Source organism: Flavobacterium commune, from assembly GCF_001857965.1.
Taxonomy (GTDB): domain Bacteria; phylum Bacteroidota; class Bacteroidia; order Flavobacteriales; family Flavobacteriaceae; genus Flavobacterium; species Flavobacterium commune.
This window is the reverse complement of sequence record NZ_CP017774.1, coordinates 1,697,967-1,719,247: the sequence shown is the minus strand read 5'-3', so window position 1 is coordinate 1,719,247 and position 21,281 is coordinate 1,697,967. Positions and strand designations below refer to the sequence as shown.

At 36.9% G+C, this 21,281-nt stretch carries 11 protein-coding genes; all 11 read right to left on the bottom strand.

The features are described 5' to 3' along the window. Positions 1 to 47: 47 nt before the first annotated feature. Entirely contained in the window at positions 48 to 2,801 is a 2,754-nt protein-coding gene (locus BIW12_RS07165) for a glycoside hydrolase family 78 protein (RefSeq protein WP_071184490.1), read from the bottom strand. Positions 2,802 to 2,983: 182 nt separating this feature from the next. Continuing rightward, on the bottom strand, positions 2,984 to 4,549 hold the full coding sequence (locus tag BIW12_RS07160) for an MGH1-like glycoside hydrolase domain-containing protein (protein ID WP_071186208.1): 1,566 nt from the start codon (positions 4,547 to 4,549) through the stop codon (positions 2,984 to 2,986). Between the two features lie 103 nt (positions 4,550 to 4,652). Then, the gene (locus tag BIW12_RS07155; RefSeq protein WP_071184489.1) at positions 4,653 to 7,130 is read right to left on the bottom strand and encodes a glycoside hydrolase family 95 protein; all 2,478 of its coding nucleotides are present in this window, start codon (positions 7,128 to 7,130) and stop codon (positions 4,653 to 4,655) included. Beyond that, a complete protein-coding gene (locus BIW12_RS07150) occupies positions 7,114 to 8,526 on the bottom strand; it encodes an alpha/beta hydrolase family protein (protein WP_071186206.1) in 1,413 nt (470 codons plus the stop codon). The genes BIW12_RS07155 and BIW12_RS07150 overlap by 17 nt, the downstream gene beginning before the upstream one ends. Positions 8,527 to 8,567: 41 nt before the next feature. Beyond that, complete coding sequence (locus BIW12_RS07145; protein WP_071184488.1) at positions 8,568 to 11,357, bottom strand: glycoside hydrolase family 78 protein; 2,790 nt, start codon at positions 11,355 to 11,357, stop codon at positions 8,568 to 8,570. Between the two features lie 125 nt (positions 11,358 to 11,482). Then, positions 11,483 to 13,357 (bottom strand): sialidase family protein, encoded by a 1,875-nt coding sequence (locus BIW12_RS07140; protein WP_071184487.1) that lies wholly within the window; start codon positions 13,355 to 13,357, stop codon positions 11,483 to 11,485. Between the two features lie 78 nt (positions 13,358 to 13,435). Then, positions 13,436 to 14,353 (bottom strand): glycoside hydrolase family 43 protein, encoded by a 918-nt coding sequence (locus BIW12_RS07135; RefSeq protein WP_071184486.1) that lies wholly within the window; start codon positions 14,351 to 14,353, stop codon positions 13,436 to 13,438. A gap of 13 nt (positions 14,354 to 14,366) precedes the next feature. Next, positions 14,367 to 15,944 (bottom strand): glycoside hydrolase family 28 protein, encoded by a 1,578-nt coding sequence (locus tag BIW12_RS07130; protein ID WP_071184485.1) that lies wholly within the window; start codon positions 15,942 to 15,944, stop codon positions 14,367 to 14,369. A 45-nt stretch (positions 15,945 to 15,989) separates the two neighbouring features. Beyond that, complete coding sequence (locus BIW12_RS07125) at positions 15,990 to 17,414, bottom strand: glycoside hydrolase family 140 protein (protein WP_232227174.1); 1,425 nt, start codon at positions 17,412 to 17,414, stop codon at positions 15,990 to 15,992. A gap of 2 nt (positions 17,415 to 17,416) precedes the next feature. After that, positions 17,417 to 20,575 (bottom strand): DUF6298 domain-containing protein, encoded by a 3,159-nt coding sequence (locus BIW12_RS07120; protein ID WP_071184484.1) that lies wholly within the window; start codon positions 20,573 to 20,575, stop codon positions 17,417 to 17,419. A gap of 32 nt (positions 20,576 to 20,607) precedes the next feature. Beyond that, the gene (locus BIW12_RS07115) at positions 20,608 to 21,270 is read right to left on the bottom strand and encodes a DUF3826 domain-containing protein (protein WP_071184483.1); all 663 of its coding nucleotides are present in this window, start codon (positions 21,268 to 21,270) and stop codon (positions 20,608 to 20,610) included. Positions 21,271 to 21,281: the final 11 nt, after the last annotated feature.

Genomic DNA, 21,281 nt, shown 5'->3' with positions numbered 1-21,281 from the left:
TCATTATTGGCTCTTGTAACCAATTATAGAGTATGCTCATTTCATCATTATTGTTTTATATTATTTACATTGAGTTGGTAAGTTCCCGAAGGCAATTCAAGAACCATTTTATTCTTTTCTATTTTAGAATTTTTATCCACCTTTTGTTTATTCACTTTTACATCAGAAGCATTCGCTGTTGGCAAATACACCAATGCCGATGAATTGGCCGGAATGGTAATTTTCCATTCTAAAGTGTTTTTGTTTTTCTTCCAGTCACTTTTAATCAGTCCGTAAATGGATTCATAAGACGCGTTTACAAAAGTCAATCCTGCATTGAAATCCGGTTTCATAATGATTTGCTTGAAGCCCGGAGTTTCAGGATTGCTCTTGATTCCCGCCATATTTTCGTAATACCAAATCAGTAAGTCTCCCAAAAGCATCACGTGGTTTTGTGAATTCATGGATGGGTCAGCAGTATTTCCGTTCCATAATTCCCAAATGGTAGTCGCTCCGTTTTCGACCATAAAGCCCCAACTTGGATAGGTTTTGTTCGAAGCCAGTTTATAAGCCAAATCTCCTCTTCCGAAGTTTGTCAGTGTTCGCATCAAAAATTGTGTTCCAATCACACCTGTGCTGATATGACCGTTTTTAGTCACCTCCACTTCGTGAGCCATATTTTGGAATACTTTGTCTTTTACATTTTCCGGAACTATTCCGAAAGCTAAAGGCAAGAGATTAGCTGTAACCGTATTATTAGCGTAAGTATTTTTGTCAACATTAAAAAACTTAGCGTTGAATGCTTTTTTAATTCTTGTTTCTAAATCACCATAATGGGCAATATCGGCATCAGCATTTGCTATTTTGGCAAACTTTTTCATTATCCCCAAAAGCTGATAATAAAACGCACTCGAAATCAATTCGCCATCCGTTAAACGGGCAGGATCTTTGGAACGAATCAATTCCAGCGATTCCGGCGGAACACACCAGTCACCGTATTTGTCCTTATCCATCAAATCATTTTGCAGATAATTTTCCTCCATATACACCATCCATTTTTTCATGTATGGATATTGTTTTTTAATCACTTCCGCATCACCAAATTGCTGGTACAGCATATCACCCACAGTGATGTACGTTCCCGGCCAGGTCACATTATCACCATAATAACGCCAAAATGCCGGCGCCACATCCGGCAATCCTCCGTCCTGAGTTTGGGAATATTTGATATCGTCTAACCATTTAGCATACAAAGTCTGGTTGTTGAATAAAAAACTTTCACCATAAGCACCCGTTGTTCGGTCGCCCAGCCAAGGCTGACGCTCGTTTCTTTGTGGACAATCGATTGGCATTCCTTTGTAATTTCCGCTGATTCCCCACCAGGCATTTTTGAAAATCTGGTTCATAGTCGCATCCGAAGATTCGAATGTTCCCGTTGTTTTCATATCGTCATAAACCACTTTTCCAACGAAATTATCCAATGTTGGTTTAGTCAGAAAACCCGAAATTTCTACAAATCGAAAACCGTGAAATATAAAACGAGGTTCCCAGATTTCTTCGCCTTCACCTTTCAAAGTATAAACATCAGTCGTTTTCGCATCACGCAAATTGGCAATGTACAGCAAACCATCAGCCTGCAACGATTCGGCAAATTTCATCGTGATTTGGTCACCGCTTTTTCCTTTCACTTTCAGTTGCAGCCAACCCACCATATTCTGTCCCATATCGAGAATATACGTTCCATTGGCAGTAGCCTTAATCGAAATCGGTTTCACTTCACGCATTATTTTCATATTCGGCGTCATTTGCGCTTCATAAAAACCACCCGGTTCCTGAACATATCTGGCATTAACCCAGTTTTTATCGTCAAAATTGGTAGTGTTCCAACCTTTCATTTCCTTGCGGGCATCGTATTCTTCACCGTCATATTCGTTGTTGGATAAAATCGGTCCGTCCGTAGTTAGTTTCCAGGTATCGTCTGTTCGAATAACTTCATTAGTTCCATCAGTATATTCGACAAACAATTGCAAAGCCATCTTTGGGAATCCAAATGATTTGATTTTATACGGTTTGTAATCCTGACGCATCGCAAAAAAACGTCCGTTCCCTAAAATCGTTCCCAGCATATTCTTACCTTCTTTCAATTGCGAAGTCACATCAAAAACATTGTATTTTACGTTTTTTGTGTAATCCGTCGGAACGGGTGCCAAAACTTGGTCGCCAATTTTATTTCCGTTAATGTACAGCTCATACAAGCCCATCCCCATAATATAAACTTTGGCAGATTTGACTTGTTTTTTTACATCAATTTCTTTTCGCAAATAACGCGCAGACAATCTCGAATATTGAGAAACGCTATCATCTTTCGATAATTTTTCATAGCCAATCCAGCGAGTCGATTTCCAGTCGGCATAAGTTAAAATCCCAATACTAAAATGAGCCTTATCTGTAGATTTTATTTCGCCTTTATTGGTAAAAGCAATTACTTTCCAAAACGCATTTTGTCGGTCTCCCAGCTTTTTCCCGTTGTAAACAACATTAACCGAATTATCGCTTGTTACTTTTCCACTATCCCACAAATCGGCTTGGTTTGCATTCAGGTTTTCTAAAGTCGAAGCCACAAGAATTTGATAGGCCGTTTGCTTTACATCGTTTACATCCGACTTTATCTGCCAGCTCAAACGAGGTTTTAAAACATCAATCCCTTCCGGATTGTTCAGCATTTCGCACTGCAGATTGGTTACGCTGATTTTATTTTGGGCTTGCGCCGAATAAGTCAAAAGTGTAATGATTAATGTAAAATGTAAAAAAAACTTTTTCATAATGTTATTTTAACCAATGTAAAATCCCAAAGGGACGATATATTTATAGATTTTATAATAGTAAAGTTCATTAAGCCCCAGCTAGGCGACATAATTTTTTATATGTATCGCTCCGCTGGAGCTTTTTATCATTCGGACGTATTTTGCTATAAATATTATGCTTCTCCGAAGCATTCAAAACTCTATTCCGAAATCACTCGCTGCAATTTTTCAGAAACCGCAATTTCCTTACCGTTTTTAAAAATTCTGAAACCTTTTCCTTTACCATATTTCTCCCCTGTTTTATCCCAAAGAATCGTTATGATATTCCCGTGATACAAAACATTATCCAAACAAAACCAATCCCACTTATCTTGTGGAATCAACGGATTCACTTCAATTTTTTCATCCGCTCTTGGACGTAAACCAACCAATCCGGTAATCATCAAATCGTTAAAAGTCGAGTGATTGTAATAACGGCTTCTTTCCCTGTCACCCATCAGCCAATAACCTGTCGTTTCATCCAGATATTCTCCAATATAAGGTCTGCCACGATAGTATTGTGATTCGACATACAGATTCATCTGTTTAAAATAATCGGTTTTGGCAACGAAATTCTGATTGTAATTGTTCAGAACATTCGCCAAAGCTGTCAAAGTCTGTGAACTCGCAAAAGGCCAAATTGCACCGTCCCATTCGCAGGTTCCGGTTCCGTGAGTTCTAAAACGAGGACTTCTGCGTTCTGCCGTTGTCAATCCAAAAGGTGCCGAAAACCCTTTTTCATCCTTAATTTGTTCCCAGGCTTTTTCAAAACCTTTGTCTTTTTGTGGCAGATTAAAATACCACGGAATAAATCCAATCGCTTCTCTCACTTGCGCCAGTGTATCTTTCTCGGTAAACGTTTCAAAGAATTCACTTTTCGAATTCCATAATTTGGTTTCTATCAATTGTTTCAGGACATCAGCTTTGGCTTTAAACTTCGCTTCCACTTCCTTGTCGCCTTTCATAGATGCCATTTTAGCAATCGCAATTGCATTTCCATACATATAACTGTTAATCGTCGGTCTTGCATTTTGCACTTTTCGCCCGCCACTCAACGACTCTTCCATTCCGTCCTTTACGTCATGTTGCCAAAACAAACCATCTTTACGCTGACGGTCTTTTTCCCAAACCGCATAATCAGTCACCATATCTGGGTACATATCCAATAAGAATTTTTCATCCTTATTCACCAAATAACGATTGTACAAAGCATCAGCTGTCCAACTGCTGAATTTATACAATTTGTTCATAGGTTTTCCTTCATTGCCACGGTACCAAATTTTCACATCCTGCTCAATGTACTGCGGATTGTGCACCCAACGAAATTCATTGATATGATGCCCAACCGCACAAGCAATCAAATTGTATTTATCAGCATACGAACGATCTACCAAAAACTCCGTAATTCCGAAACCAAGTGGCGTTTTCTTGATGTGTTTTCGAGCTGTCCACCAACGATAATAATAAATTTCCTCAAAATTCTGTTGCGGACATTCAAACAACGGAATATTTTTTTCCATCCACGCCCACGCACTATCATTCGGAATCGCAAATTTCAGATTCTCCTCTTCCATGGTGTTGAAATAATCAACATAATGCTTGTAATTATCCGCTTTTAAAATAACTGCCGTTCCTTTTTTAGAATGTGCCGCTCCTGACTTACAACTACTGAAAGCTGCAATCATTATTACGAAAGCTATTATCTTGTATTTAAATTGGTGTAACATTGTTCTAATTATTTTATTTAGTTTTCCGTTTGTCATTGCGAGGAACGAAGCAATCACATCTGTTGCTCACGTTATGAGATTGCTTCGTTCCTCGCAATGACCATTAATTCCCATAAAAAGTATAAGTCTGCCCAGCTTTCATTTCCACATCATATTCATTATACTTTGGCAATTGCACTTTAGGCAATTTTGCTTCTTTAGAAATGATTGGTTTCTTTACTTCAACCTCATAAAACAACGGATTCGGGTTTTTACCTTTTGCTTTTTTAAACGCAATTCCTTTTTCTGCTTTTAATGTATTTTCCAATTTCAATCGGCAGTTTCCTCCTAATTTTGAATACACTTTCAAAGTCGAAACTTTATTGTTTTTCCAGGTCATATCAATTACAAATCCGCCTCGGGTTACCAAACCTTTGATGCTTCCTTCTTTCCAAACCGTTGGCAAGGCCGGTAATAAATGAATCGCATCTTCCTGAGATTGCATCAGCATTTCGGCAATTCCGGCAGTACATCCAAAGTTACCGTCAATCTGAAATGGCTGATGGGCGTCAAGCATATTTGGGTAAGTTCCTCCACCTTTGCGTTGGTCAGCGGTTACCAAATGCAATTGGTCCTGAATTAATTTATAAGCGTGATTTCCGTCTAGTAAACGAGCCCATAAATTAACTTTCCAACCCATAGACCATCCTGTCGATTCATCTGTTCTGTAAATCAAGGATTGTTTAGCCGCTTCAAATAATTCAGGTGTTTTAATTGGTGAAATTTGATTACTCGGAAACAAACCGTATAAATGCGAAACATGACGGTGATTGTCTTTTGGATTGTCCCAATCTTCCTGCCATTCCTGTAACTGATTGTGTTTTCCCACTTTCATCGGAGGCATTTTAGCCAAAGCTTCCTTCAATTTTTTAGTAAAAGCTGCATCTGGAGAAACCAAAGCTGAAGCTTTCATCACATTAGTAAATAAATCAAAAACCAACTGATTATCCATAGTTGTTCCCGAAGCAATGGTCGATTTTCCATCCTCACCGGCATGAACATTCTCAGGCGAAGAAGAAGGCACTACCACCAAATAACCTGTATTTGGATCTTGAATCATAAAATCTAAAAAGAACTGAGCCGCTCCTTTCATCACCGGATAAATTTCGTTTAAATATTTTTTATCACCGGTGTACAAATAACGTTCCCACAAATCCTGACAAACCCAGGCGCCACCTGTTGGCCACATTCCTGAAGCTGCCTGATCTACAGGAGCGGTTACGCGCCAAATATCGGTATTATGATGCAAGACCCAACCGCGGGCATTATACATTGTTTTTGCTGTTTCGGCACCGGTAACACTCAATTCTTTTGCCATTTGGATAAACGGCTCGTGCATTTCAGAAAGATTGGTAACCTCAGACGGCCAATAATTCATCTCTGCATTGATATTCATGGTGTATTTACTATCCCAAGGCGGAGAAACCATATCGTTCCAAATCCCCTGTAAATTAGCCGGCTGACCACCCGGTTGCGAAGAAGAAATCAACAAATAACGTCCAAACTGAAAATACAGCGCTGCCAGTTGCGGATCAAATTGATTCTTAAAATCACGAATACGTTCGTCTGTAGGTTTCTTTGCATTAACATTTGAACCTAAATCTAAACTCACACGATCGAAGTACTTTTGATAAAAAGCTACATGATTCTTTTTAATGGTTTCGAAATCTTTTGGCAAAGCCACTGCTAAATATTTTTTACATTTTGGAGTTTGATCTTCATCCAAAGTTTTATAGTCCACAAAATTGGTCGCAATCGAAATGTACAAAGTCGCTTCATCGGCACCATTAATGCTTACAACACCATTTTTAGAAGTTACTTTTCCGCCTTTATTTTGAACTGCCAAACGCCCTTCAAATTTCACTTTTCCTTTTACTCCTTCAAAATTAGTTCCCGTTCCTGTCATTACAATCTCGTTGCTGTCTGAAAAAGAAACTGTTTTATCAATCGGGCTGTTCATCATTACATTACAAGTGATTTTTCCAGCTTTACTTGCCGATAATTTCACTGCAATCACCTGATCAGAAAAAGAAGTCAAGACTTCTCTCTTGTAAGTCACACCATCTACTTCGTATTGTACCGAAGCAGTGGCATTAGAAATATCTAAATCTCTATAATAGTTTTTGTAATCATTATGTCCGTTAAACGAAATATAAACGCTTCCAAAAGTCTGGTATGGCATTCCGTCATTGGTTTGCGACATAATATCGCGGGTTGCCAAATCCTGAGCTTCTTTGAATTTGCCTTCGAAAACTAATTTTCTAACAACCGGCAAAGCTTCCAATGATTTTGAATGCGCATTAGTATTTGGCGAACCAGCCCAAATAGTTTCTTCGTTTAATTGTAATCTTTCAATTGACGGATCTCCAAAAACCATCGCTCCTAAACGACCATTACCCAAAGGCAGGGCTTCGTTCCAGATAGCTGCGGGTTTATTGTACCAAAGTTTTAAATCGGATTTTGATTGCGCCTGAAATGTAAACGTTACCACAAAAGCCGATAATACAAATATTATTTTCGCTATATTATTTCTTAACTTCATATACTTTTTCGTTTTTTTCGCCAAAAAGGGCATACAATTCATTAATATCTTTTAAAGCATTTGCCGGTAACTTTTCGCCTTTAGTACCAAAAACCAATAACTTTTCTGTTGGTTCAATTACGCAAGTCGATTCATCTATTTCGCCTTTGCTGTTTTTTACTTTGCTAATATCCAAACCTAAATATTTCGCCATAAAAGGATACATCGCCATGCGTTTTGACTCTCCATAATTATGTCCTTCTTTAGGAAAATGTACATTTTCAACCAAACTTTGTTTTCCATACATACCATAGGTTTTTTGAATAAATGGAAATTCTAATTCCGGCACTGTAGCCGTCCAATCGCCACCATCGGAAACAATCAACTGTGGTTTTGGAGCTGCCATGGCTGCAATTTCAGCATTGTTAGTTCCGTTTCCACAAAGGTGTAAACCGCGACCACTTTCGCAAGGACAACCGCCCACAAAATGAGAAGAAGTCATCACCACTGGAACCGAAACTTTTATTCTGTCATCAATCGCTGCCAGGAACATTGTCATCGAACCACCGCCTGAACCACCAGTTACTCCCACTCGGTTCATGTCGGCATATTTTTGTGTTGTCAAATAATCTAACAATCTTTCTGCACTTAAAACCTGAATGGTTTGCGCAATACTATTTCGATGCAAAGTAGATTCAAATTGCAAAGTAGATTCGCCCCAGGCAAACAAATCAAAATCAACTACCACAGCTCCCATTTTTGCTAACATAGCGCAACGCAATTGCTGGTCTTTTCTATATCTTCCATCACCAAAATGCCCATTTGGCGTAATTACCACCGGCACTTTTCCTTTTAAAGGATAGGGTTTATAAATAGAACCTGTTACATAAACACCCGGAATAATTTCTAAACCAATATTCTCCACACTGTAATCTTTATAGATTCTTTTTGGGGTTAAAATTGGCTTTCCCTTTGGCATCGGCGGTGCTTTGTCTAAACCAATGGAACTAATGATGCATTGTTTTAAATCGGCTTTTCTGGTTTCCCAAGCTTTTAAATTAGGATACAAATCAGCCAAAAATTCTAAACGTTCTTTTCCAATAGTAGCCGATCTTCTGGCATATTCAAATTTTCGAATAGCATAAGTTGAATCGTTTTCTTTAAAAAAAGTAAGATCAAATGGCGCTAAAATGGCTGTCAATGAAACATCCAAATTGCCCTGACGAATTCTCCATTCGGCATAATCCAGTTCCTTGCCTTTTAGCAAACCATCTTTGTCGATGATGGTTATTTTAAAAATAGATTCTATTGTTTTGATAGCCTTTACTATCGGTTCTTTATAATTATCATCCGATGTTTGTGCTTCTACCTTTGGCAGCAACAAAAATAGCAATACCACAATAAACAACTTCTTCATTTTATTCCTTTTCATCCTTAAATTTATCATTTTATTTTCATTTACAAAGCACATTCTACAACATACATTCCTGAACCTAAAACAAATGAAGCTTTTTCTTCATTAGTTAAAACTTTCAGAACATTTTTAGAATCGCTTAGTATTTTACCATTTACTTTGATAACTGCATTCTTTTTTACCGGCAATTTTACTGTTGCCGTGGTATTAGCCGGAATCGTAAATTTAAAAGATACTTTATCTTCTTTTTTCTCCCATTCAGAAGCAATTTCCCCAAAAACCGAATTGTAACTTCCTTTTACAAAAGTCATATCACCTAAAATTTCCGGTTGCAGGAAGAAATGTTTGAATCCTGGATTCGTTTCATCAGGAACAATCCCTACTAAACTTTCATAAAACCATTCCTCAATTTGCCCCATCATAAAATGGTTCCATGAATTTCCTTTTCTCGGATCCCATTGCTCCGTTAAGGTGGTCAAGCCAAATTTAATTTGGAAACCATAACCCGGAGCATCATAATGATTGTGCATTTTGTACATTACCTCATTCAGCCCATTATCGGCCAAAACCTGAAATAAATAACGATTCCCCACATCGCCAGTGGTCAATCGATAATTTCTGGCTTTGATGTCATTAACCAAATTATCTAAAACAGCCTGCTTATCTTCTTTCGCCACCATACCTAAAAACAACGGAATAGCATTGCTAAACTGACTTCCTGTGCCATATTGTTTCGTCTTTGTATCAAAGAACTTGCCATTAAATGCTTTTTTTACACTTATTGCTAAATTTTCGTAAGTAACGGCATCTTCTTTCTTATTTAATAGCTTCGCAGCCTTAGCCAGCAAATCGACTCCAAAATAATAATGTGATGTAGCGGAAAGTGCTATCGGACTGTTTTTAGAATAACCCGCCGCATGTTCTCCGTAGTCATACCAATCGCCCAAGCCATAAGAAACAATGCCTTTGTCTGCCTTTGAAGTCAGGTAATCCACATATTTTTTCATTACAGGATAATATTCTTTCAACAAAGAATCATCGCCATAATATTCATAATACATCCAAGGCAAAATTACACCTGCCACACCCCATTCAGGCGAATCGGTAAAATCGCCACCAAAAATCACATATTCCGGCGCAATAGTAGGAATCATGCCGTTTTCACGCTGTGCATCGGCAATGTTTTGCATGATGGACGGAATATAATTTTTCAGATTGTAATTGTAAATTAATCCGGGACCGTTTAGATGTGATTCTTCAAGCCAACCCAGTTTTTCTCTATGCGGACAATCGGTCAACACAGATTGAAAATTACTCTTAATGGCATTATTAATCAACTCGTGTGTTTTATTAAAAATTTCATTCGAAGAAGTAAAACTTCCAGCTGTTCCTGCCGAATTATAAATGAAATTAGATTTTAAATCTACAATTGTTGGCAACGAAAAATCCTTTGTTTCTTTGTAATTCACACCTTCAATTTGAATATATTGGTAACCATAATAGCTAAATCTTGGCTGCCATTCTTCTACACCTTCACCTTTTAAAGTATAATCAAAATAATAGGGTTTTCCAGATCTTCCCTGACCGACGGTTCCATCGTCATTCAATCCTTCACCAACCCAAATGCGTACCGTTTGTCCTTTTTTTCCTTTTACTTTTATCGTTGGAAAACCGGATAAATTTTGTCCCATATTAAAAACACGAACTCCAACCTGTGGTTCCGTCACTGCTTTAACGCCAAATTGCTCTTCAATTTGTATTGGAGTCGTTTGCTGCGCTCTTAAAACGCCTTTTGGTGATTCCTGAACGACAACTGCTTTCCAATCTTTGTCATTAAAACCAGTCCTATTCCAGCCTTTCTGCTCTAAATTGGCATTGTAATCTTCGCCTCCAAAAATACTGTTGAAAGTAATCGGGCTTTTAGAATATTTCCAGCTTTTATCAGTTTTTATAATTTGTTCCGAACCGTCTTCGTACACCACTTTCATTTTCAGAAACAAGGTTGGCGGACCAAAACTCACAAAGAATTTTGCATACCTTTCAGCAAGCATATTATACATTCCGTTACCCAATAAAACCCCAAGAACATTCTCGCCTTTCAGCAATTCGTTTGCATTGATTTCGTAAGTATTGTAATAAACGGTTTTGTCATAATCCGTCCACAAAGGTGCAAACACACTATTACCTACTTTTTTTCCATTCAGTGTCAACTCATAATGTCCCAATCCAGAAACATAAACCACGGCTTCTTTTATTTTTTTCGAAACAACAAATGATTTACGCAATTGAATACTTCTTCGCGACAAAGAATCAGAGGCATCAATAATGGCTTGTTTTTTCTCTTTTTTGAAAGTAACAGCATGATAATTCCGGCCTTCCGGCAAATGACTATCTGCTTTTGTAATGGCACCAATCCAAGTTGGATTCAAATCCGAAGGTTGCGTTCTGAAATAAGCTGCGACACTCCAATTAGAAGCTTTTTTATCATTCGACCAAACCCTTACTTTCCAAAAATACTTGATTTCGCTTTTTAAGCCTTTGCCATTATAACGCACATCCTGACTTGCAGCAGAAACTACTTTTCCGCTATCCCAAACATCTCCTTCGTTCTTCTTTAGTTTCTCTTCAGAAGAAGCTATCAATAACTGATAAGCCGTTTGAGAAACATTGAAATCTTTAGAACTTAATTGCCAACTAAAAACAGGAGTTTGCGCACTTATCGCCAAAGGATTTGTAGCGCTATTGCATGTTAAATGGCTAACAGCAATTTGTCCATTAGAACTAAAAGCTACTAATAGACAAAGCAGAAATAATATGGATTTTAAATTCTTCATTTCTTATTGTTGAGATTAGTACACTGATGCCACGGATTTACTTTGTAAAAACGCGGATAAAAACGGATTTTTAAAATCTGTATTAATCTGCGTCTTCGCGATAGCGAATCCGTTACATCTGTGTTCTATAATTTTTTAGTAACCAAAGATTTGATATTAAAAACAGCCTCCGGAATTAATTTACCTGTATCAGGCAAATCAACAAAGTCCGGGGTATCCGGTTCTGTATCTGGATTTGGCGTATAACGTTGCTCTCCTGTACGGAACATAATGCGTGATATACCATCAACCGGAGCATAGAATATCTTAAAGGTTTCTTTACTATCGTTCACCTGAATCGTATAAGAACGGGAAGTAACATCTAACTTTACGGTAAGCTTATATTCTTTTCCTGCCTCATACTTGCCAATTCCACCATGACGAGCCCCGTGTTTAACTTTTATTTCCCCATCCGAATCAAATACAATTCGAATAGCAGGAAGTCCTTGTTTATTTTGGAATTCAACCTGTAAAAGACCATTATTATTTTGTTCAGGAACTACGGTAAAAGTAGCTTCCATTTTTTGGGCAAACGGAATCACACGTTCAGCTCGGGAATAATCGAAAGCATCCTGATCTCGAAGAGTCAGGGCTTTTTGTCCATCGGCTTTCTTTTCTATTTTAGCAGAAGCCCATGCCAAATCATAGGTATTCCACAGTTTCAATTCATCGCCATTTGGCAAATTATTGAAAACATCGTTGGCATTTTCTTTCACCTCACTGGTTACCGGAACCGGAATTGAAGCGACCCAAATATCTTCTTTGTTCACACTGTAACTCACCCAAAGTTTACCATCGGGTGGCGTTCCGTTGCCTTCCAGAATTCCTCGTACATACTGTGGACCTGCCGATTTGTAGTTTCCACCGTAACGCATCGGACTGATTTCGCCGTGAACTAACAACAAATCTTTATAATTTAAACCGTCATCAGAGGTAGAAATTGCCAATGGCCAACGGTATTCTGAAGGATTATACACTGTTGCATAACGGTTATCAGATGTTTTTTGTCCCCAGATTTTAGCATTGCTGTTTACAAAACCAGGCGCACGCAAAGGGGTGTATTCCCAGGTTTTTCCATTGTCTTTACTTAAAGATGTCAAAGCAAATTTCCAAAGTCCCACTACATTTCCGTTAGGCAAATGATAATAATTGAAAGCTTTGTATTGTTTCTTTAACGGAATTAATTCGTCATCCCTGTCGGCTTCTTCCACCCATTGTTGCATTAACAAAGGTTTAGAAAGTAACTCATCGCAGGCTTTGATGAATTTTTTGTCTTTACTCTTTTTATAAAACGGAAACGTTGTTGGCAGTGGATTTCCTGTTTTATTGTATCTGATAAAATAAATTGGTCCAAAAGTTCCGTCTTTGTAAATTTCCCTCACCACACGACCAATTCCTTTCCCGTCATTAGGGTCGTCTTTTTTATCCATGGCTACTCCGTAATAACCTAAAGAAAGTAATCTGTTATCCGAAGAAACATAAAATCCCATACGTTGGTGCATAATAGCATCCAGATTTTTAGCCACTCCTTCTACCTCTGTTTTTTTAAATCCGTCAGGAACACGGTAAATAGGAAAAAGCACCTTAGGTTTTGTCCAGTTGACCCCATCTTTGGAAGTCATCAAAAAAGTCTGGCTCGGCGGAATGTGCTCACCAGAAGGATCACTCAAATAATGTAAATAAAAAGTATTATTCCAATATGCCATCATTGACTGATGATTGTAGGTCCAACCAAAACCATCTGCTTTTTCAGGATGCTCACGACTGGCACGCATAATTTGCGTAGCGTGAACCCCCACAGCCGGACTCAATTGTCCATGATGGTAATCGACATTAGAAAGTGTTTTACCAACATATTTTATGGTATCATTTTGAGCAACTGCAGAATGAATTGCACCACAAGTCAATAAAATTGTTGTTGCTGTTGCAATATTGCTTTTTATATTTTGAAATAGAATCATTGTTCTTTAATTTTATTTTTGCCACAGATTTTACGGATTTCCAAGATTTCTAATCCTTTTAATCTGTGGCATTATATTTTACTTCTTTTCAATTAAAGCTTTCAAAGTTTTCTTTGAAATAGTTGTAATCGTTCCGTGTTTATGACCTTCCGGAAGTTTAATTTTTGAACTTACGTTTTCAAAATTTTTAAAATCAGCAGTTCGAATGGCCTGGTAATTTTTAGCTCCGTAGTTATCGTAATAAATCAACCAGTCTTTGCCTAAATTCACTACTGTAGGCCCTTCCGACAAATAATCGGTTAAGGGATTTGAAATATTTTCGAATGGTCCCAGAGGTGTTTTTCCAAAAGCCACTTTTATATTTCGCATCGGTCGGGTATTGTCCTTTAAAACCAAAACATAATCGTTTTTAGCACGTTTTAACAACACACAATCAATTACGCTAAAACCAGGTTCGAAAAACAATTTGGTATCCGAAAAAGTCTTGAAATCCTTAGTCGTTACATAATACATTCGATGATTGTTTTTCTCTTCTTCCACTCCTTTTGCAAAACGGAAAGGAATAGTAGAAGCCCAAATGATAATATAACGATCCTGCTCATCATCATAAAAAATTTCAGGAGCCCAGACATTAACTACCTCAGGTTCGTTCTTCATCACGTGGATGTATTGTTGTTCTGACCAATGGATTAAATCTTTAGAACTGGCATAACCAAAACCGTCCCCACCTTTCCAATCGGTTGTCCAAACCATGTGATACACATCATTTTTTCCTTTTACAATGGAAGGATCTCTCATGATTTTACTCTTTCCGGCTTCAGGTTTTAAGTAAGGCCCGCCCAAATCTTTCCAATGGTAACCGTCTTCACTGGAAGCCAAATACAATCCATCAGTAGCCGGTTCTCTAAAAGAAGTAAACAGATAAGCTTCTGCTTTTTTAGAAACACAACTGGATAAACCAACTAATACTAATAATGCTATTGTAATTTTTTTCATCAAATTAATCCTTTTATTCAACAATGGCTGCTGCGTTTAATGCTGCTCCTTTGTTTACTACTTTTTTCACATTGTTAAAAACGTTATTCTTTAAATAAATTCCTTTGGTTTTAGCACCATCGGCTTCTAAGAAAATATCAGTAGCAAACATTGGAAAATTATTATTAATCATCATGTTTGAAACATCCGTTAATTTAATCAATGGGGTATTGGCAATTGGTTTCATTGTAGCCACATTGTCTAAAATCAAATTATTTGAATTTTCGATTTCGAAAGAAGCCCCCATTTTAGTGGTAACTTTTACATCGTGAAATTCAACATTATCTGTGGTGTTCAATGTAAATCCGTCTTCAGACTGGATATTTATGTTCGAAAAAGAAATATTTTGAACTGGCATTTCAGAAATCCCAACAATAGATCCAGCTTTTTTAACATCAGTTCCTGTTAAATTACTGATGTGAATGTTTCTAAAAATAGGTGTTCGCTCCGAAACCGGTTCTTCTTTACTTGATTTATCATAAAACAAATCCATGATAATAGCATTTTCTTTGATGTTTTTCATCACGATATTGTCAACACGAATGTCTTCGACAACACCTCCACGACCACGAGCCGATTTCAATCGGATTCCTCTGTCGGTACCGTCAAAAACACAATTTGAAATCGTGATTTTTTTGATTCCACCCGACATTTCACTTCCAATAACAACTCCACCGTGACCACTCAACATCGTACAATTGGTAATTGTTACGTTCTCGGTAGCTACACCATATTTTCTACCATCGGCATCTCTTCCTGATTTAATGGTAATACAATCATCTCCTACGCTAATGTGACAATTAGAAATGTGTACATTTTTGCAAGACGAAGGATTGATTCCGTCGGTATTAGGCGAATGCGGATTGTTGATTGTAATTCCAGTAATGGTTATGTTCTCACAAAACTCCGGATTTATCGTCCAAAAAGGAGAATTTTGAAAAGTAACTCCTTCTATTAAAATGTTCTTACAATTAAGCACCTGGAAAAAAGAAGGTCTGAAGAACTTTTTATCCATGGTTCTTTTATAATATGGTTCATAACCAATTGCAGGATTTTGTTCGTCCCACATTTTTTGCCATTTTGTTAAAGGAATTGGTCCTTTGGCAGTTTCAATTCGGTACACTTCATTCCACCAGACTTTTCCCTGTCCGTCGATTACTCCTCTTCCTTTGATGCTAATGTTTTCGGCATCTTTAGCATAAAATAATGGCGAAAAAGTTTTCATCATGATACCTTCATAACGCATTTCTACATAAGGCAGGTAATCATCAAAATTCTCAGAAAATTTTAAAACTGCCCCGGCATCCAAATAAATTGTGATGTTGCTTTTTAATTTTAAAGCACCTGTTAAATAATTTCCGGCAGGAAAATAAACAGTTCCGCCTCCATCATTAGTTGATGCTTTATCAATAGCACCTTGAATTGCTTTTGTACACAGGATTCCTTTGTTGTTTCCACCAGCTTTAAGAATGTTTATCCAACCCTCATTTGCGAAAGCAGTGTTTAGTCCTGTAATAAAACAGAGAATGATAAGTATGTTTTTAATTTTCATAGTGTTATTATTTTGTTTCACGCAGATTCGACAGATTTATGCAGATTATATTTTTGGATAAACTGATTCTAAAATTAGTACCCAGTCATTTCCATCTTCTTTTTTCCCAGAAGGCTGGAATTCTTTTTTTCCTTTGTTATCAAAAACGCCAATTGGTGTTTTTTCTCCGTTTCTTGGGTTGTACCAGCTTGCAGTTACTTTATTTCCTTCTATTTTACCAAGATTTATGGCTAATTTTCTTCCGTTATAAGTATAAATCAAAGCATATTTTTTGCCTTTTATAGCTGGCAAATAATCGTATTTTGTACCCTGATTAGCAATTATCGAAGCATCGGCAACACCTTCAGTAAAAGGAAATTCCTCTATCAATTTTTTGATGTAAATCATTTGTCCTGCTCCAGTATCATTTATTGCATCATTCCAAAGTACTTTATTCCCATAAGCCGGATTATCTCCTTTTCTGAAAAACTGCATTACAGCACTGTGTCCGTATGTATATCCTGCAGCTCCCGAAAGTACCGACCAATATCCGTAACGACGTACATCATTAGCATTCCATTTTGGCTGTAAAGTGTCGTGTAAACCATGAGGAATTCCTTCATAAGATGGTTCTCCGTCAAGTGTTGGTTTTTTAGGTTTTAATTCTAAATCTCTTAAAACAAATTTGTAATTGTCTTCTTTAAAAGCAGTAGGATCTGTTTCCTGTGCATACGTTTTATGTCCAGATTGAAACATATTGAAATCTAACCAAGTGGCGTTATGGAAATTCTCAGATGAATCTGTTCTTCCAAATGGATGAAAAGTTACTAATTGATTTGGATTAGATGTTTTTAAAGTTGTTCCAATGGCATTCCAAATGTCTTGAAATTCATTTCCTTTAGTATCACCACCGTTTAACCAAATTACATTAGTACGTTTTTTATATCTATCTGCTAAAAATTTAGCGTATTTTTCAGCTTGATCTTTCGTTACCTTACTGTCTTTTTTACTCACATTTGTACCCCAAACAGGAACCATTGCAACATAAATTCCGTTTTGTTGCGCTACATCCAAAGTATAATCTACATGATCCCAATAATCATATTCAGAAGCATTATTTGGATCGTTACCAGGCGAAGTAATCTGATGTGTTAAATTATCATTCATTAATGCCTGAGCACCATACACATTTACAGCATTCAAATTATGCAATACCATAACCTGAACAACATTGAATCCTTTTGCTTTTCGATCTTCAAAATATTTTTTTACTCCTTCTCTATCCAGTTTACTGAATGCCAACCAGCCTGTATCACCTAACCAGAAAAATGGTTTTCCATCCTCTGTTTGAAAATACTGTTTGTTTGCAGTGATTTGAAGGTTTTGTAAAGGTTTTACAGTGTTCTGTGCATTAGAACAAATACTCGCAAAACTCAATCCTGCAAGAGTAATTATTTTACCAATCTTCTTTTTAGAAATCATTATTTTCATTTTTATTTCTTTTTAATATATGCTACTATTTTAGTTTCTTTTCCTTCAGGTACTGTCAAAGTATGTACTGATTTTCCTTGAATTGTTTCTTTAGAAATAACATTTCCTTTTTCAGGATTAATCCAATATACCTCAAAAGTACCGCTATACTGTGATAAATCAACTGTCGCTTTATTGGCTTTTAACAGATAAAAAAGATAAGCTTTTCCATCATCTTTTAAAGTCCAAATCGCACTGTTATAGTTCTCATCCTTGGCTGTTTTCATGTTTGCCAATGATTCATAAAAACCGGAAATTGCAATCTCAGGAATTGCCGGCAAAGAACCTCCTGCCATTAACACTGACCAACCAAATCTATTTGCTCCGGGCGTATTATAAATAACCGCTTTATCGGCATATTTATCTCGGTATTCGCGAACCGCTCTGTAAGTTTGTTCGTAGGTTTCTTTACCCACTTTCATATGTCGGGCGTGTTGCCTTGGCGCCAGGTTTTTTCCGCCTTCAGGAGCATACAAACTTCCGTCTTCTTTATAATACCAATATCTAATATCGATTACATCAACTACCGCAGATCTAGAGGCATCATTTAAAACAGCATCCTGCACATCTTTAGTAGCACTCAAAGCGATTTTAGATTGGTTTTGATGTGCTTTTTTGTAATTAGCCATTACGTCTATCCAAAATTGCATGAAGGACAATGGGCCTGTATATTCGGCACTTGTAAACTGAATCACATTAGCATTATCCTTAAAGTTTTCTAAGCTTTTTTCGATAAAGCCCTGATGTAATTTCTTGATATTCTCATTTTTAATATCATAGAATTGTTCGGCAATAAAAATTCTTTTATCACCCATATAAGGCGGTGGTTCAGGAAGCCCTGTGTTATTAATATTATTGGCCGGACGCCAAGGAGAACTTGACCAATGTGCTCCCGCTTCTAAAATATTATGCTGAAAATACTGTTGATTCATCAATATTTTATTTTGTTGAGCAGCTAAATCAGCAAAAGTTTTCAAACGATCCCAATACCAGGTATTGAATCTTGTCAAATCGTATTTACTCAAATGATCCCAGGCAGTACCTTGTCCTGTTCTGTCAAAAGGTTGTTCGTAAAAAGGTGCCCAAACATCGGCATCCATTCTGCGAATACGCTCGTGGTCTGCCATACGTTGTTCGTACCATAAACCATAATTATGATCCAAAGCCACTTTGTTATTATCCACTAAAAACTGAACTGTTTCGGATAAATTATCGGTATAACCCACACCATAATGTCCCGGTACAAAACGCGTAATATGCGGTCTTGCTTTTGCTATTTCCGACTCACGCAAACTTCCTCTCCACCAAGGAACATCAATAGTTTCGCCCGCAAGCAATCCTTTATTGGTAACTAAAAGTCCGTTTTTAATCGTGATTTTGGAAGTAACTTCTGTTGATTTGGCTTCTGCCTTTACTTCACTAAACTGTTTTGCTTTCGAATAATCAACTCCAATTGGATTTCTGGTTGCAGCCTCCTCAATCCATTGTTTCAGGGTAGTTTGTTTCTTGCGGGATTCGGCAGTTAAAATTGCTGCCTGTTCAATTGTAGGACTTGAAGAAGGTTCTGTTCCTAAGTCTAAAATTTGAGCCTGCATTGGTAATTTCCCAAGGCGTTGTTCCAATAAAGCATAATACAAACTTCTAGGCGAAATATGATTATTAACATCAGTCCAATGACCGTTTCCAGCCCATTGTGCCCAGACTCCAAAAGCCCAGTTATCGGCTGTAGGCGGACTGTAATTTTCGATTTTAGAGGCCGAAGATTCCCAAATAACACTATTGGCAGCATTCCATCCCAATCCACGGGCATCCTGTTCTTTGTTTTTAAAACTGATGGCATTACCGTCAATTAAAACTACATCAAATAACATTCCTGTAGCCCAGCTTCCTATGGAACCACTAAAACTATAAGGCAAATAAGACTGACATTGTAAAAAGACATTTGGCCCTGCCGTAGCATAACCACCAACAGCAAAATCATTATATCCATATTCAGAATAGCAACGTTGAAATAAGGTTTGCTGGCCTTCGGTATAAAAAGTATTTCTTCTGAAAGCGGCAATTTCTGAAATTGGATTCAAAGAGATACAATCTTCAACGGTGATTCTTTTAGCCGATTTTAATATCGAAACTGCACCACCGGCAAACTGCTCGAAGTTCACTTGTCTTACCCAGGCATCTTCGGTATTTTGTATCGAAACACCATGCCATCTGTGTTGTTCGTCTTTAGGATTTGTAGTGTCAAAATCTGATTTTAAAGTCAGATTTTCAACTCCAATACTATTAATTCTACCTGACCAATTGTAAACTACCACTTCCGATTGAGATAATTTTTCGTTCAAAGCATTAGTCAATGGAGCATCGATAGTGATTTTGTTATTCTGTACCTGATTTACCTCTCTATCGGCACGAATTACAAAGTCATCTTTTTTCCAACCTATCCATCCCGTTTCTGCCCCGTATTCGGTCATACCAAGACTTTCTATCCACTGCTGACTGATAGGAGTATTAATCAAAATATGATCGCCTTTTTTAATAGTCGTACCATTTTTTAATGAAATAGTAGTACTTCCCAAAGGAGTATATTCATCGGCCAGTTGAAATTTATCTTTCAAAACACGATTAGCTTTTCCCGAAATATTGACAATCGCTTCTCTATTAGTTCCAGTTCCCAGTATAATTGTACCGTTGTTTCCAGCTCCGCTTCCTCTTAAAACAATTCCGCTTACATTGATATTAATAATTCCCGAAACGGTATAAGTTCCTTTGTCTAAAAGTACTGTTCCTCTAAAACCATTGGCATCAACTTTAAGTGTAGCCACATAATCTATTGCTGCCTGAATAGTTGCAGTAGCATCTCCCGAAATATTTGGAACAAATGCTTTGACAGCAATAGTAGGAATTGCATATTGGGCTGCGCGATAACCCGCAAATGAAAAATCAGGTATTTGATTTCCTGAGTTATCCTGAGTTCTAACTATTTTCCCAGCCTTATCTTTGATAATGGTAGGAAAGTTATTTTGAGCAAAACTACTTTGGAAACTAAAAAACAAAACAAAACAGGAAATAATAATTACATCCTGTTTTGATAGTATTCTATATTTAAGTTTTATAAAATTCACGTTGAAGTGGTTTTAAAATTTATCTAAAAGAATTACTTCAAATGATTCTTTTTCTCTAATTGCTTTTTCTCCCAGGCTTTGCTTGTATGATGCAATTCAATTCCTTGTGAAGCCAAGATGTTATTTATTTTTCCTCTGTATTTAGCAAACCATTGAAATTGCCATTTATGAGTTCCCACATTCATAGCATTTTCTCTTGCTTCAACCAAATGATCATAAATCATCTTTTTTTGAACATCTTTAAGATTCTGAAACATATCCAGAAAATTATGATATGTTTTAGGCATAACATGATAAGTCATTGCATCTTTGACCTGAACTATTTGCAATTCATTTAATTTTTTAGATAATTTATCCAAATAAGAATCATGCAATTTACTAATCGAAGCTTTATATTTTACCCAAACTTCTTCTGATTTTAACTTCTGTTCCTCCTGATCAGTTACTGTTTTTTTAAGTTTTTCTAATTGAGAATCTCTTTTGAATTCGATTTTTTCAATATTAATATATTGCTTAAGAACAATTGTTTTGACTTCTTTTTTATCAGCATCATTGATATCTAATTTAGATACTATAGTTGCAGCGCGTTCGTTAATATCATTTATGTAATCTTTAACTTCATGCTGTTGCGCAGTGGCAACAAAACCAATACACATCAAAAATAACAGCTGTAATTTATTGATTTTTTTCAACATAAAGCTTCGTA

Bases quoted from the DNA above. Each gene is read 5' to 3' on its own strand.
- BIW12_RS07165 (WP_071184490.1), bottom strand. From the start codon at position 2,801: ATGAAAAAGTTTTTTTTACATTTTACATTAATCATTACACTTTTGACT.
- BIW12_RS07160 (WP_071186208.1), bottom strand. From the start codon at position 4,549: ATGTTACACCAATTTAAATACAAGATAATAGCTTTCGTAATAATGATT.
- BIW12_RS07155 (WP_071184489.1), bottom strand. From the start codon at position 7,130: ATGAAGTTAAGAAATAATATAGCGAAAATAATATTTGTATTATCGGCT.
- BIW12_RS07150 (WP_071186206.1), bottom strand. From the start codon at position 8,526: ATGAAGAAGTTGTTTATTGTGGTATTGCTATTTTTGTTGCTGCCAAAG.
- BIW12_RS07145 (WP_071184488.1), bottom strand. From the start codon at position 11,357: ATGAAGAATTTAAAATCCATATTATTTCTGCTTTGTCTATTAGTAGCT.
- BIW12_RS07140 (WP_071184487.1), bottom strand. From the start codon at position 13,357: ATGATTCTATTTCAAAATATAAAAAGCAATATTGCAACAGCAACAACA.
- BIW12_RS07135 (WP_071184486.1), bottom strand. From the start codon at position 14,353: ATGAAAAAAATTACAATAGCATTATTAGTATTAGTTGGTTTATCCAGT.
- BIW12_RS07130 (WP_071184485.1), bottom strand. From the start codon at position 15,944: ATGAAAATTAAAAACATACTTATCATTCTCTGTTTTATTACAGGACTA.
- BIW12_RS07125 (WP_232227174.1), bottom strand. From the start codon at position 17,414: ATGAAAATAATGATTTCTAAAAAGAAGATTGGTAAAATAATTACTCTT.
- BIW12_RS07115 (WP_071184483.1), bottom strand. From the start codon at position 21,270: ATGTTGAAAAAAATCAATAAATTACAGCTGTTATTTTTGATGTGTATT.